Annotated in this window: 12 protein-coding genes; 10 read left to right on the top strand and 2 right to left on the bottom strand. The window is 63.1% G+C overall.

From position 1 onward, the window contains the following. Positions 1-2: 2 nt before the first annotated feature. From doeA to AC1RT2_RS22375, 3 genes are all read left to right on the top strand, one after another. Positions 3-1,184 (top strand): ectoine hydrolase DoeA, encoded by a 1,182-nt coding sequence (gene doeA / locus AC1RT2_RS22385; RefSeq protein ID WP_493105447.1) that lies wholly within the window; start codon positions 3-5, stop codon positions 1,182-1,184. A gap of 3 nt (positions 1,185-1,187) precedes the next feature. Next, positions 1,188-2,195 carry a N(2)-acetyl-L-2,4-diaminobutanoate deacetylase DoeB gene (gene doeB, locus AC1RT2_RS22380; protein ID WP_493105445.1) on the top strand — a complete coding sequence of 336 codons (1,008 nt, stop codon included), beginning with the start codon at positions 1,188-1,190 and terminating at the stop codon, positions 2,193-2,195. A 184-nt stretch (positions 2,196-2,379) separates the two neighbouring features. After that, complete coding sequence (locus AC1RT2_RS22375) at positions 2,380-2,700, top strand: hypothetical protein (protein ID WP_493105443.1); 321 nt, start codon at positions 2,380-2,382, stop codon at positions 2,698-2,700. A 4-nt stretch (positions 2,701-2,704) separates the two neighbouring features. Here AC1RT2_RS22375 and AC1RT2_RS22370 read toward each other — a convergent pair whose 3' ends face one another. Then, positions 2,705-4,180: an MFS transporter gene (locus tag AC1RT2_RS22370; protein WP_493105441.1), complete on the bottom strand. Its 1,476-nt coding sequence runs from the start codon at positions 4,178-4,180 to the stop codon at positions 2,705-2,707. Between the two features lie 100 nt (positions 4,181-4,280). On the opposite strand from AC1RT2_RS22370, the gene AC1RT2_RS22365 reads away from it, so the two are divergent. Then, positions 4,281-4,844 carry a TetR/AcrR family transcriptional regulator gene (locus AC1RT2_RS22365; protein WP_493105439.1) on the top strand — a complete coding sequence of 188 codons (564 nt, stop codon included), beginning with the start codon at positions 4,281-4,283 and terminating at the stop codon, positions 4,842-4,844. A 12-nt stretch (positions 4,845-4,856) separates the two neighbouring features. Here the strand turns inward: AC1RT2_RS22365 and AC1RT2_RS22360 are convergent, their stop codons facing one another. Continuing rightward, on the bottom strand, positions 4,857-5,774 hold the full coding sequence (locus AC1RT2_RS22360; RefSeq protein ID WP_493105437.1) for a GntR family transcriptional regulator: 918 nt from the start codon (positions 5,772-5,774) through the stop codon (positions 4,857-4,859). A gap of 134 nt (positions 5,775-5,908) precedes the next feature. Here AC1RT2_RS22360 and AC1RT2_RS22355 point away from each other — a divergent pair, with 134 nt between their 5' ends. From AC1RT2_RS22355 to AC1RT2_RS22330, 6 genes are read left to right on the top strand one after another with little or no spacing between them, the layout of a single operon-like run. Beyond that, positions 5,909-7,093, top strand: a complete 1,185-nt coding sequence (locus AC1RT2_RS22355; protein ID WP_493105436.1) for a C45 family autoproteolytic acyltransferase/hydrolase — start codon at positions 5,909-5,911, stop codon at positions 7,091-7,093. Next, positions 7,075-8,016: an ABC transporter permease gene (locus AC1RT2_RS22350; RefSeq protein WP_493105434.1), complete on the top strand. Its 942-nt coding sequence runs from the start codon at positions 7,075-7,077 to the stop codon at positions 8,014-8,016. Before AC1RT2_RS22355 ends, AC1RT2_RS22350 begins: the two co-directional genes overlap by 19 nt. A 17-nt stretch (positions 8,017-8,033) precedes the next feature. Next, a complete protein-coding gene (locus AC1RT2_RS22345; RefSeq protein WP_493105682.1) occupies positions 8,034-8,846 on the top strand; it encodes an ABC transporter permease in 813 nt (270 codons plus the stop codon). Positions 8,847-8,850: 4 nt separating this feature from the next. Next, a complete protein-coding gene (locus tag AC1RT2_RS22340) occupies positions 8,851-10,533 on the top strand; it encodes an ABC transporter ATP-binding protein (RefSeq protein ID WP_493105433.1) in 1,683 nt (560 codons plus the stop codon). Positions 10,534-10,555: 22 nt separating this feature from the next. After that, complete coding sequence (locus tag AC1RT2_RS22335) at positions 10,556-11,407, top strand: alpha/beta hydrolase (RefSeq protein WP_493105432.1); 852 nt, start codon at positions 10,556-10,558, stop codon at positions 11,405-11,407. Positions 11,408-11,440: 33 nt separating this feature from the next. After that, positions 11,441-12,985 (top strand): ABC transporter substrate-binding protein, encoded by a 1,545-nt coding sequence (locus AC1RT2_RS22330; RefSeq protein WP_493105431.1) that lies wholly within the window; start codon positions 11,441-11,443, stop codon positions 12,983-12,985. The last annotated feature ends 104 nt before the right edge of the window (positions 12,986-13,089 follow it).

Genomic DNA, 13,089 nt, shown 5'->3' with positions numbered 1-13,089 from the left:
CGATGAAACAAGCGAACCTGAAGTTCTCACTTCCGGAGTATCAAGCGCGTCTTGAAAAGACGCGAAAGGCGATGGAAGCCAAGGGCATCGACGTGCTGATCGCAAGCGACCCGTCGAACATGAACTGGTTGACGGGCTATGACGGCTGGTCCTTCTATGTGCACCAATGTGTCGTCGTGCCGCCAACGGGCGAGCCGATCTGGTACGGCCGCGGCCAGGATGCCAGCGGCGCGAAATTCACCGCCTATCTGAAACATGAAAACATCATCGGCTATCCGGACCACTACGTGCAGTCCACAGAGCACCACCCGATGGATTATCTCGCGGCCAAGCTTGCCGAGCGCGGCCTCGACAGGCTGAGGATCGGCGTCGAGATGGACAATTACTGGTTTTCCGCCGCCGCCTTCGCTTCCTTGCAGAAACACCTGCCGAATGCCCGCTTCGTCGATGCCACGGCGCTCGTCAACTGGCAGCGCGCGGTCAAGAGCGAGACGGAAATCCGCTACATGCGCAATGCCGCGCGTATCGTCGAAACGATGCACCAACGCATCTTCGACACGATCGAGGTCGGCATGCGCAAATGCGATCTCGTCGCGGAAATTTATGACGCCGGCACGCGCGGCGTGGACGGCATCGGCGGCGACTACCCGGCGATCGTGCCGCTGCTTCCCTCGGGCGTGGAGGCGTCCGCGCCGCATCTGACCTGGGACGACCGGCCGATGAAATCCGGCGAAGGCACCTTCTTCGAGATCGCCGGTTGCTACAACCGTTACCACGTGCCGCTTTCGCGCACGGTCTTCCTTGGCAAGCCGACGCAGGCGTTTCTCGATGCGGAAAAGGCGACGCTCGAAGGCATGGAAGCGGGGCTGGAAAAGGCGCGGCCCGGCAATACCTGCGAGGACATCGCCAATGCCTTCTTCGCCGTGCTCAAGAAGTACGGCATCGTGAAGGACAACCGCACGGGCTATGGCATCGGCGTCTCCTATCCGCCGGACTGGGGCGAGCGCACGATGAGCCTGCGCCCCGGCGACAGGAGCGAATTGAAACCCGGCATGACCTTCCACTTCATGACAGGCCTCTGGCTCGAAGACATGGGCTTCGAGACGACGGAAAGCATCCTGATCACCGAAACCGGGGTCGAATGCCTGGCCAACGTGCCGCGCAAGCTTCTCGTGAAGGACTGAGCCATGCCGGAACGCACACTCCGCCCATCACCAATCAGCCCGACGGTCGATTTTTCGGCCGACGGTGTGCAGCACGGCTTTCTGCGCCTGCCCTACAGTCGTGACGATTCCGCCTGGGGCTCGGTGATGATCCCGGTGACCGTGGTGAAAAACGGGGAGGGGCCGACGGCCCTTCTCACCGGCGGCAACCACGGCGACGAGTATGAGGGGCCGATCGCGCTCTTCGATCTCGCCCGGACGCTGAAGGCAGAGACTGTAACGGGCCGCGTGATCATCGTGCCGGCGATGAACTACCCGGCGTTTCTGTCGGGCACGCGCACCTCGCCGATCGACAAGGGCAACATGAACCGCAGCTTTCCGGGCGCGCCGGACGGCACGGTCACGCAGAAGATCGCCGACTATTTCCAACGCACGTTGCTGCCGCTTGCCGATATCTTGCTCGACTTCCATTCGGGCGGCAAGACGCTCGATTTCCTGCCGTTCTGCGCGGCCCATATTCTGCCCGATAAGGTGCAGGAGGCGAAGGCCTTCGACCTCGTCCGCGCCTTCGGCGCGCCCTGGTCGATGAAGATGCTGGAGATCGACGCCGTCGGCATGTACGACACGGCAGCCGAGGACATGGGCAAGATCTTCATCACCACCGAACTCGGCGGCGGCGGCACGGCCACCGCCAAAAGCGCAGCTATTGCCAGAAAGGGCGTCGCCAATGTGCTGAAGGCGGCGGGCATCCTCAAGGGCACGGTCGAGACGGGGCAGACCACCTGGCTCGACATGCCGGACGGCAATTGCTTCTCCTTCGCCGAAGACGGCGGGCTCATCGAATTCTTGTTCGATCTCGGCAGCGACGTGAAGTGCGGCGAGGTTGTCGCCCGCATCTATCCCATCGGCCGCACCGGTGCCCGACCGCTGGAGGTGAAGGCAAAAATGGACGGCATTCTCACCGCCCGCCATTTCCCGGGCCTGGTGAAACCCGGCGACTGTGTCAGTGTGTTGGCGACTGCCATAGGCTGAAAAAGAAGCGGGCGGCAAGGCGCCGGGATTGGTCCCGTCAAAACCTCGGGCGAGCCGCTACCGGTTGGCCAGTTCACCGCCGCCGGGACCACTTTCGTCGTGTCGGTTGCCGGGTGCTCGGATTGACCGTTTGCTTCGAGTGCGTTGCAGTCCCTGTGGGGAGCTACGCACGGGGAAGTGATGGATGGTATTGAGTGTTTTTCTCGCGGCTTCTTTCGTCGATACGGGCGTGCCAAACCTGATGATGTCAAGCGGCGACCCGATGGGCGGCGCTGCGGTCATTCTGGCCACCGGCTGCTTGAACCACTTCGATATCCGCGGTCCGATTCTAGGCAATGACGTCGCATCGTCGCCCGCGACGCCAGGGCGAAAGCTATATCGCCCCGGCGCTCGTGAACGTCACTTGCGCCTGGATCGACGAGATCGCCCCATGGCGTGCGTGAGTGGTTCTCGGCCGCTGCGGCGCACGGCGATCCTGGTGCGGCATGATCCTTCTTTTCTCTAGCCCGCTACCGTGTTGAAGTCTTCCAGCGAACGATGAGAGAGACGCTGACCAGTAGCAGAGCCGCAGCGAAGACCACCCCGACAAAGGCAGAGTCGAATGCACTGCGGGCGAGCGTGATGATCCGTTCGGCCTGTCCGGGGTCAAGCCGGTCGGCGAGCATCAGGGCTTCGTCCAGGCTGTCGCGCGCCTGCGTGGCGTGTTCGGTTCCTGCGGGCAGGATCATCGAGCGTGAATACAGGGCGGACATAAGGCTGCCCAGCAATGCGATGCCGAGCGCGCCACCGAGTTCGAAGGATACTTCCTCCACGGAAGCGGCCATGCCGGCCCGTTCCTCGGGGGCGGAGAGCATGATCACGGTGGATGCGGCCGTCATGGATGCGCCGACGCCGAAACCCATCACCGCGAGCGCAGCGAGCCAGAATGCTGTCGGTCCGTTGTGAATGGCGAGGAACACGGCGAGCGCTAGGCCTGTCAGCAGGAGTGAGGCCCAGAGCACGCGTTCGCCACCGAGACGCGGCAACGCCAGCCCGGTCAGCGGCCCGGCGAAGAAGGACGCGATGGGGATAGGCAGAATGAGAAGGCCTGCCTCAAGCGGGGAATAGCCCAGGACAAGTTGCAGCCGCTGGCTGAAAACCAGCTCCACGCCGATCAGTGCTGCCGAGGCGACAAGCGCCGTTGCCACGCCGGCCGAAAAGCGCGGATTGGCAAAGAGCGAAAAATCGATCAGCGGCGCGGCACTGCTGCGCTGGCGGCGGATGAACAGGGCCATGGCGACGAGGCCGACAAAAAGAGTAAGGCCTGCCATCTCCCAGGAGGGATCACGCCGGCCGGCTTCCTTGATGGCGTAGGTAATGCCCACGAGGCCGATCATCACCTGGATCGAGCCGAGAAGATCCCACGGGCGGCTCTTGTCGCCGGGGCGTCGGGTCAGCAGCACTCCGCTTGCGGCGAGCGCAACCAGCACCACCGGTACATTGATGAGAAAAACCGAACCCCACCAGAAGTATTCGAGCAACAGCCCGCCGACGACAGGGCCGAGTGCCGCTCCGCCCGACGCGACGGCCGCCCAGATGCCGATCGCAAGGGCGCGTTCCCGTTCATCGGTGAAGGTCAGCCGGATAAGCGACAGCGTTGCCGGCATCATCATGGCCGCGCCGATGGCCAGAACCGCACGCGCCGCGATCAACAGCGCGGGCGATGGCGCGAAGGCGGCACCGATGGAAGCCGCACCGAACACGACGAGGCCTGCCATGAACATCTGCTTGTGGCCGAGCCGGTCGCCAAGCGTGCCGAGCCCCGGCAAAAGACCTGCCACGACCAGGGGATAAGCGTTGACGATCCAAAGCTTTTGGGATGCATTCGCCGATAGAGCCTGCGTCAGGACGGGTAGGGCCGTGTACAGCACCGTCATGTCGATGACGATCAGGAACAGGGCACTGGAGACGACGGCGAGAACGAGCCAGCGTTTACCGCGAGACATAGATGTAATCCTTGGGTTTTGATCCTTCGCATGGCTTTTACGGTTGCCCTGCGCTCGGGCAGCTATATAAATACGATCGTATTGAAATGGAAGAGGCAAAATGGCGGGACGACCGCGCAGCATTGATCGAGACAAAGTTCTGGATGCCGCAGAGAGCATCGTGGTGGAAAGCGGCGCTGCCGGCCTGTCCTTCGAGTCCGTGGCGCGCGCGGCGGGCATCACCAAGGGCGGCGTGCAATATTGCTTCGGCACGAAGGAGAACCTGATCCGGGCGATGATCGAGCGCTGGGGTAACGGCTTCGAGGCCGATGTGACGGCGCATGCGGGCAGCGACCGGTCGCCGCGCGCCATCATCCGCGGGCATCTGGCGGCAAGCCGCGACAGCGACGAGGCCGAACATTCCCGCTCCGCAGCCATGATGACGGCGCTGCTGCAAAGCCCGGATCAAGTAGCTTCCACCCGGGTCTGGTACACCCAACGCCTAGAGGGGCTGGACATGGAGAACGAAGCCGACAGGAAGGCGGCGCTTGCCTTTCTCGCGGGCGAGGGAGCCTTTCTGCTCAAGGCCTTCGGTCTCATCGATCTGACGCAGGCGCAGTGGGCAGCGTTGTTTTCCGACATGCTCGCACTGGCGGGTGAGGGGAAGGACAAGGCGCCGCTCTAGGTGCGCTGACCGTCAGCCATTGTCGTCGCGCCCGCCCCCATACTCCAGAGCCTGCTTCAGGTGCTGGCGCAGCAGGGCTTCGGCCCATTCAAGATCAGCGTTCTCCACCGCGTCGAGGATGGCGAGGTGCTCACGACAGGATTGCTCGATGCGTTCGGCGGGCAGTTCGAAGAAGGCGGCGGATTCCTGCATGCGGCGCAGGTTGTTCTGGTGGCGCACCGAATCGGTCAGGAAGCGGTTGCCTGAAAAACCAGCCAGGTTTTCGTGGAAGAAGGCGTTGACGCGGAACCACTCGTCGCTGCCCGAGCGGCTGGCGGGGTCGCTGAGGATGCGTTCATGCGCGCGGCGAATCTGTCCGGCTATGTCCTTGTCCACCTTGAAATTCGGCGTGCGCAGCGCCGAACATTCGACGATGGCGCGGAATTCGTAGCTTTCGCGGTAAGCCTCCTCGCCGACCAGCGTATCGACGAAGCGCCAGCCGTGGCCAGGCAGGCGTTGCGCCAGGCCTTCGGCGGCAAAGCGCATCAGGAGTTTGCGAACGATGCCGCGCGACACGCCGTAGCGTGGCATGAGTTCGGCTTCCGAAACATCCTGCGGCAACGTGCCCTGAGCCCGCTCGCGCAGCATTTGCCGGTAGAGATCCTCGATCGGCGAATTCGGCAGGATTTCGCTCAGGTTGAGCGTCGAGACGTCGCGCGCGACGCGAAGCCCCCGTGTTTCCATCGGCTGTAGCACGCCCTTTTCCACGAGCAGGTCGAGCGCGCCGGTGATCGGTGAGCGCGATACGCCGAAGATCCGCGCGAGTTCCGGCGCGTACACACGGGTGCCGACGCTCAAACCCGCATCACGGATCCTGTCGATGATCCGGCGGGCCAGATCGAGCTGCAAGGTGCTGGGGCCGTCCGAGGGGTCGGCGTCCGAATAGTCCATGTCATCCTCATCTCTGTTCGCATTATAGCGATAACACAACGCAACGCGATCTCATAATTTTCCGAAATTAGTGCTTTTCATTTATACAAAATGCATTACGTTGCAATCAAAGACGGACAGCAAGGCACAGGCATATGGCAGAGATCACCCCCTTTCCCCTTATCGAAATCAGTGGTGCGCCGCGGGAGCGTGGTCGGATGTATGGCGAGAAGGCGCGGGAACGCATCCGCCTCTCCGCCGGCCTCTATACCGAGCAGCTCCACCGCCTCGGCTTCGATGACGCCAATATCGAGCGGCTCGTTACCCTCTTCCTGCCGCGTATCCGTGATTGGGCACCGGATCTGGTGACGGAAATGGAAGGCATTGCCGAGGGAGCAGGTATCGGCCTGTCGGCCATCGTGCTGGTCAATGCGCGCACCGAGGTGCTGCAGCTTGCCAGGCTCGAAGCGGGCGTTGCCGATGACGAGCCGGACGGCTGCACCGGCGCCGTGCTTCTGCCGGAGGTGACGCGGGACGGCACCGTCATCCATGGCCAGAACTGGGACTGGCGTGCGGAATGCGCCGACACCTCGGTTGTGCTGCGCATCCTGCGCGACGACGGGCCCGATATCCTCACCTTCACCGAGGCCGGCGGTCTTGCGCGCAGCGGCTTCAATTCCGCCGGCATCACCATCACCGCCAACTATCTGGAAAGCGACCGCGACTATCGGGAGATGGGCATTCCGCTGCCCTTCATCCGTCGCCGGGCGCTGGAGGCCCGGCATTTCGCCATGGCGCTGCGCGTTGTCGCCATCACGCCGAAATCCGGCTCGAACAACATGATGCTGAGCACCGCGGAAGGCTATGCGGTCGATCTGGAATGCGCGCCCGACGAAGCCTTCCCGATCCACCCGCAGGGCGGGATGATCGTGCATGCCAACCATTGGCAGAGCGCTGTCGCGCTTTCGAAGCTGAAGGAAACCGGCCTCGCCAACGTGCCCGACAGCCTCTACCGCGATCATCGTGTACTGAAGGTCTTGCAGGAAAGCGGCGGCAAGCTTGGTGCGGATGATCTGAAGCGCGCGTTCTTCGATGATTTCGGCGCCCCCTTCTGCGTCTGCCGCGCGCCGCTTGCCAAGGACGGCGGCAACCTGTCGGCGACGGTCGCGATGATCGTCTGCGAACCGGCGAAGGGTGTGATGGAAATCGCGCCGCTGCCGGCGATCAACCGCACGTTCACGCGTTACGAACTGGCGATGGACGAGGACGCTTTGGTTCGGGCGGCCGGCGCCACCAGTGAAACACTTGGGGGAGGGAAACGATGGTCCGCTTCATCCTGACCCGGATCGCTACGGCGATCCCGACGCTGTTTCTTGTCTCCATCGCCGTTTTCGCGCTGATGCGGATGATCCCCGGTGATCCGGCAGCGCTGATGCTGGGCGATCTCGCCCAGCCGGGCCAGCTGGAAGCTCTGCGGCGCGAAATGGGCTTCGACCAGCCGATCGTGCTGCAATATTTCTATTGGCTCGGTAACGTCCTGACCGGCGATTTCGGCCAATCGATCTCGACACGCCAGCCGGTCCTGCCTTTGATGCTGGAGCGGTTCTCGGTTTCGGCGACCATCGTTGTCGTCGCCGTCTTCTTCGCCACGGTGATTGCCGTGCCAGCTGGCATGTTCGCCGCCTGGCGGCAGAACCGCGCCGGCGACATCGCGGTCATCGCGACCTCGACGCTGCTTCTCTCCATCCCCAGCTTCTGGCTCGGGCTGATGCTGCTGCTGATCTTCGGTCTGCAACTTGGCTGGCTGCCGGTAGTGGGCTACGTGCCGTTCAGCCGCGATTTCAGTAGCGCGCTGCTCTTTATCATCCTGCCGGTGGTGACGCTGGTTCTGGTGGAGTCCGGCTCGATCACCCGCATGGCGCGGGCAAGCACTATCGAGGTGGCGCGGCTGGAATACATCACCCATGCGCGGGCGAAGGGGCTGTCGGAAGCGACCGTCATGTGGCGGCACGCGTTCAAGAACGCCTTTGCACCCACCATGACGCTGATCGGCCTCGTTCTCGGCAGCCTGCTTGCCAACATTGCCGTCATCGAGATGGTTTTCACCATTCCCGGCATCGGCCGCCTGATGGTGGATGGCATCTATGCCCGCGACTATCCCGTCGTGCAGGGCTGCATGCTGTTCACCGCCTTCCTCTATGTGCTGGTCAACCTTCTGGTCGATCTCCTCTATCCGCTTCTCGATCCAAGGGTGACGGCATGATTGCGCGGGCGCTCGGCATTCCTGCCATGCGATTCAACGGCCAGATCGGCATTGTTTTCGTCAGCCTTCTGGTTCTTATCGCGGTGTTCGGCCCCTGGCTTGCGCCCTACGATCCGCTAAAGCTCGACCTGCTCGCCCGCTTGAAGGGGCCATCGTCGGCGCACCTGCTCGGTGCCGACGAGTTCGGCCGCGACATGCTAAGCCGGCTGATGTACGGCGCGCGGACCAGCGCCTGGATCGCCTTTGCCACGGTCGTCTTCGCCATCGTCTTCGGCACGATCGTCGGTGTCCTCGCTGGCTTCCTGCGTGGCTGGACGGACCGCATCCTGATGATGGTCAACGATGCGCTGCTTGCCTTTCCCGCCCTTCTGCTGGCGCTTGGCTTCATGGCCGTGTTCGGCGCCAGCCGCAATGGCATTATCATAGCCCTTGGCATCGCCTACATGCCGGTCGCCGTGCGTGTCGTGCGCGGCACAGTGCTGTCGATCCGCGAGCGGGAATATGTCGAGGCCTCGCGGGTCATGGGCAACAGCGGCATCGTCACCATGCTGCGGCATGTGCTGCCCAATTGTCTGGCGCCGATCATGGTGCTGGCGACGACGATGTTCGGCTGGGTCGTGCTGTCGGAAAGCGCGCTTTCCTTCCTCGGCCTCGGCGTGCCGCCGCCGGCCCCCAGCTGGGGCAACATGCTCTCCACCGGTCGCCCCTACATCAACCAGGCGCCGCACATCATCATTCTGCCCGGCCTTTGCATCTCGATCACGCTGCTCGGCGTGAACCTTCTCGGCGATGCGGTGCGCGACTGGCTCGACCCGAAGATGCAGGATTGAACCGATGGCTGTTGCGAACGAAACTGCGCCCGTTCTCGCCGTCGAGAACCTCTCCGTCCGCATGGGGCCAAACGGCCATACTGTGGTCGATAATCTGAACTTTACGCTGCCGGCCGGCGAAATGTTGGCGCTGGTCGGCGAATCCGGCTCCGGCAAGACCATGGCGGCGCGCTCCGTGCTCGGCCTCCTGCCGCCGCCTTTCGAACCGACGCCGGAAAGCCGCATCCGTTTTCGTGGAACCGACCTCACCACGTTGCCGCCAGCCGGGTTGCGCGAAATCCGCGGCGCCAAGATCGGTATGGTATTCCAGGAGCCGATGGTCTCGCTCAACCCGGCCATGACCATCGGGAGGCAGATGGCCGAGGGGTTGGCGCTGCACCACAAGCTCGGCAGACACGAAATCCGCGACCGAAGCCTCGCCATGCTGGAGCGCATCGGCATCCAGGACCCGGCCCGCTGCCTCGTCGCCTATCCGCATGAGTTCTCCGGCGGCATGCGCCAGCGCATCATGCTGGCCTCGGTCATGCTGCTGAAGCCTGCGCTCCTGATTGCCGACGAGCCGACGACGGCGCTCGATACGCTGATCCAGCGCGACGTGCTCGATCTGATGGTGGAGCTGACGCAGGAGAACGAAACCGCCGTCCTGCTGATCAGCCACGATCTCGGCATGGTCTCGCACTATGTGCGCAACGTCGTTGTCATGCACAAGGGCAGGGCGGTGGAGCAGGGCGAGGCTGCCCAAGTACTGCACGCCCCGAAACACGACTATACCAGGCGCCTTGTCGATGCCCTGCCGCGCCGCAGTGCTGGCGGCAGCCGGTCATCGAGCGCTTCGGCCGAGCCGCTGATTGCACTCAAGGACATCGTCATCGATTATCCCGGCCGTCCGAAACTCTTCGGCAGGGCGGCGGGCAAACGTGCCGTGCATGGCGTCGACCTGACGATAAATCGGGGCGAGACGCTGGCGCTTGTCGGGGCTTCCGGGTCCGGCAAGACGACGCTTGGCCGGGCGATCGTCGGGCTCGTCACGCCGTCCGCGGGCGCGATGGCCTTCCGAGGCACACCTCTGGCCTTTGGACACGATGCGGCAAGCCGCGCGTTACGGCAGCAGATCCAGATCGTCTTCCAGGACCCCTATTCCTCCCTCGATCCGCGCCAACGCATCGCCGATATCGTCGGCGAGCCGTTGAAGCTCGACCCACGGCTGGATGCTCGGCAGCGGCAGGCCCGGGTGGAGGAAGTGTTTGCCGAAGTGGGGCTTGCGCCGGAATTCGCGCAGCGCTTCCCCCACCAGCTTTCCGGTGGCCAGCGCCAGCGCGTCGCGATCGCCCGGGCCATCGTCAGCCGCCCGGCCTTCCTGGTCGCCGATGAGCCGGTGTCCGCGCTCGACATGACGGTGCAGAAGCAGATCCTGAAACTCTTTCGCGACCTGCAGGCGCGCTACGGTTTCGCCTGCCTGTTCGTCTCGCACGATCTCGGCGCCGTGGAGCAGGTGGCCGATCGCGTGGCGGTGATGGAAAACGGCCGCATCGTCGAGATCGGCACGCGCGACGAGATTTTTGACCGCCCGCGACACGCCTATACACGCCGCCTTCTCGACGCGGCGATGCTGCTCGACCGGACGTTCGCAGGCGCTTCGTCCGGCGTGGTTAAGCACCCCATCCTGCCGAGCGCGGCAGCTTTGTGAATGATCGGAGAGGAGACTATTCATGCGTAATGTCAGCGGTCACGGCCAGAAACTTTCCTACTATGATTTCGGCCATACGACCGTCTATGCCTCGCGGCTCGACCAGCGCTTTGCCTATTGCGCCTATGTTCCCGATGACTACGAGGAAGACGGCGACAGGACCTATCCGCTGGCCGTGATCGTTCACGGCACGGAGCGCGGCATGCAGGCCTACCGCGATGCCTTCGCCGACTTCGCCGAGGCCAATGGCGTCATCATCCTGTGCCCGCTGTTCCCGACGAACATCTGCTTTCCCGGTGATCTTTCGTCCTACAAGATGCTGCGGGCCGGGGACCTTCATTATGATGCGATCATGCTCGATATGATCGCCGAGATGCAGGAGAAATACCGCATCGAAGGCGACCGGGTGATGATGTACGGCTTCTCCGGCGGCGGGCATTTCACCCATCGGTTCCTCTATCTCCACCCCGAACGCCTGCTCGCGGCCTCGATTGGCGCGCCGGGCGTCGTGACGCTGCTCGATTTCGACCACGACTTTTGGGTCGGCGTGCGCGATTTCGAAAAAGTCTTCGGCAAGCCGGTCGATGTGGAGGCGATCCGCAAGGTCGCCGTGCAGATGGTGATCGGCGGCGATGACCTCGAAACCTGGGAAATCACCATCACCCCGGACGACGCCTGGTACATGCCGGGCGCCGACCGCGCCGGTGCCAACCGCAACGACCGCATGCGCTCCCTGAAGCAGAGCTTCGAGCAGCACGGCATCCGGGTGCGTCACGACATCGTGCCGGGCATCACCCATGACGATCATGAGCTTATCGGCAAGGTGAAGGACTTTTTTGCAGAAACGCTGGGCGCAATCCGCGAGCGCTCCTGACGATAACAAAGCGGGGAACAATCGGAGATCACCATGAAGCGCACATTCCTGATTTCGACGGCGCTGGCAGCGGGCCTGCTGTTTGGCGCCGCGGCCGAGGCCGCAACGCTCAACATCCGCATCAATGCCGATATTCGCGGCACGGAGGGCATCGACCGCGATGCCAACACCGATACCGTGCTGCACCACATTTTCGAAACGCTGGTGGGCTTTCGCGCCGACCTGAGTATCGGCCCGGCACTTGCCGAAGCCTGGACTGTTTCGGATGACGGCAAGACCTACACCTTCACGATCCGCGAAGGTGCGACCTTCCACAACGGTGATCCAGTCACCTCGGCGGATGTCAAATGGAACTGGGACCGCCGTGTCGCCACCGGTGTCGAATGGTTCTGCAATGCCTTCTTCGACGGGTCGCAGGGCCTGAAGGTGGAAGCCGTGGAAACGCCCGATCCACGCACCGTGGTCTTCCGCATCAACGAGCCGAGCGCGCTGTTTCTTGCCCAGCTTGCCAACATCCAGTGCAACGGCTGGGTCGCCAGCCCGAAGAATGCCGGCCCAGACGGCAAGTGGATCGCCGATACCGCAATCGGCAGCGGCTCCTTCAAGCTGAAGGAATGGGTGAAGGGCCAATACATCACACTGGAGAAATATGACGGCTACAAGCCCTCGAAGGAAAAGGCGAGCGGATATGCCGGCGACCGCACGGCGCTGGTCGATGAAGCCAAGTTCATGATCATCCCGGATACATCTGCCGCCGAAACTGCGCTCTTTGCCGGTGAGGTCGATGTGCTGCCGAACTTCGAATCCCAGCGCATCGAGGACGCCAAGTCGCGCGGTCTCCAGGTTCTGACGACGGCCGGGCTTTCGCTGACGCCGATGCTGATCCAGACGACCGACCCCTTGATGTCGAACGGCAAGCTGCGCCAGGCGATCGCCCACGCGATCGATTTCAAGCAGATCGCCGCCGCGCGCACGGCGGGTCTCTCGGAGTTCAATCCCTCCGGCGTGCCGCAGGCGAGCGCCTATTTCGACGAGGACTTTTTGAAGTGGCCTGCATATGATCCGGAAGCCGCCAAGGCGCTGCTCGCCGAGGCCGGCTACAAGGGCGAGGTGATTAAGATCCAGTCCAACACGCGCTACCAGGGCATGTATGAGAACAGCATCCTGGTGCAGGCCATGCTGGCGGCCGCCGGTATCAATGCGGAACTGGAAGTGCTGGATTGGGCGGCCCAACTCGACAACTATCTGGCCGGGAAATTCCAGATGCAGTCCTTCGGCTATTCCGCCCGCCTCGATCCCTCGCAGTTTTACGGCGTCATCATGGGCGACAAGGATGTCGAGCCGACGGCGCAATGGGACAATCCCGAAGCTTGGGAACTCTACATCAAGTCGACCAAGACCACGGATTTCGAGGCTCGCAAGGCCGTGTTCAAGGAAATCCACGCCCTGATGGCAAAGGACCTGCCGATCTTCGGTCTCTACTATGAACCGGTTGTTGCGGCCGTCGGCGCCAAGATCGAAGGCTTCGACGTCTGGGCTGCCGACAAGGAACGGGCCTGGGGCGTGAAGAAGAACTGAGCCTAGCGCACCGTTTGGGGGCGGGATGGTCCGGCAGGCCGTTTCGCCCTCATCTTCTAGGAGGATAGCGACGCTTTGCAGAAGGCTGCACAAAGATGCAACAA

Source organism: Shinella sp. GW821-FHT11G07, assembly GCF_058808115.1.
The sequence above is the reverse complement of the archived record's forward strand: the minus strand, read 5'-3'. Positions and strand labels throughout refer to the sequence as shown.

What these genes read in the sequence shown, in the direction of transcription:
- doeA (WP_493105447.1), top strand. Translation starts at nt 3, where the DNA reads ATGAAACAAGCGAACCTGAAGTTCTCACTTCCGGAGTATCAAGCGCGT.
- doeB (WP_493105445.1), top strand. Translation starts at nt 1,188, where the DNA reads ATGCCGGAACGCACACTCCGCCCATCACCAATCAGCCCGACGGTCGAT.
- AC1RT2_RS22375 (WP_493105443.1), top strand. Translation starts at nt 2,380, where the DNA reads ATGGTATTGAGTGTTTTTCTCGCGGCTTCTTTCGTCGATACGGGCGTG.
- AC1RT2_RS22370 (WP_493105441.1), bottom strand. Translation starts at nt 4,180, where the DNA reads ATGTCTCGCGGTAAACGCTGGCTCGTTCTCGCCGTCGTCTCCAGTGCC.
- AC1RT2_RS22365 (WP_493105439.1), top strand. Translation starts at nt 4,281, where the DNA reads ATGGCGGGACGACCGCGCAGCATTGATCGAGACAAAGTTCTGGATGCC.
- AC1RT2_RS22360 (WP_493105437.1), bottom strand. Translation starts at nt 5,774, where the DNA reads ATGGACTATTCGGACGCCGACCCCTCGGACGGCCCCAGCACCTTGCAG.
- AC1RT2_RS22355 (WP_493105436.1), top strand. Translation starts at nt 5,909, where the DNA reads ATGGCAGAGATCACCCCCTTTCCCCTTATCGAAATCAGTGGTGCGCCG.
- AC1RT2_RS22350 (WP_493105434.1), top strand. Translation starts at nt 7,075, where the DNA reads ATGGTCCGCTTCATCCTGACCCGGATCGCTACGGCGATCCCGACGCTG.
- AC1RT2_RS22340 (WP_493105433.1), top strand. Translation starts at nt 8,851, where the DNA reads ATGGCTGTTGCGAACGAAACTGCGCCCGTTCTCGCCGTCGAGAACCTC.
- AC1RT2_RS22335 (WP_493105432.1), top strand. Translation starts at nt 10,556, where the DNA reads ATGCGTAATGTCAGCGGTCACGGCCAGAAACTTTCCTACTATGATTTC.
- AC1RT2_RS22330 (WP_493105431.1), top strand. Translation starts at nt 11,441, where the DNA reads ATGAAGCGCACATTCCTGATTTCGACGGCGCTGGCAGCGGGCCTGCTG.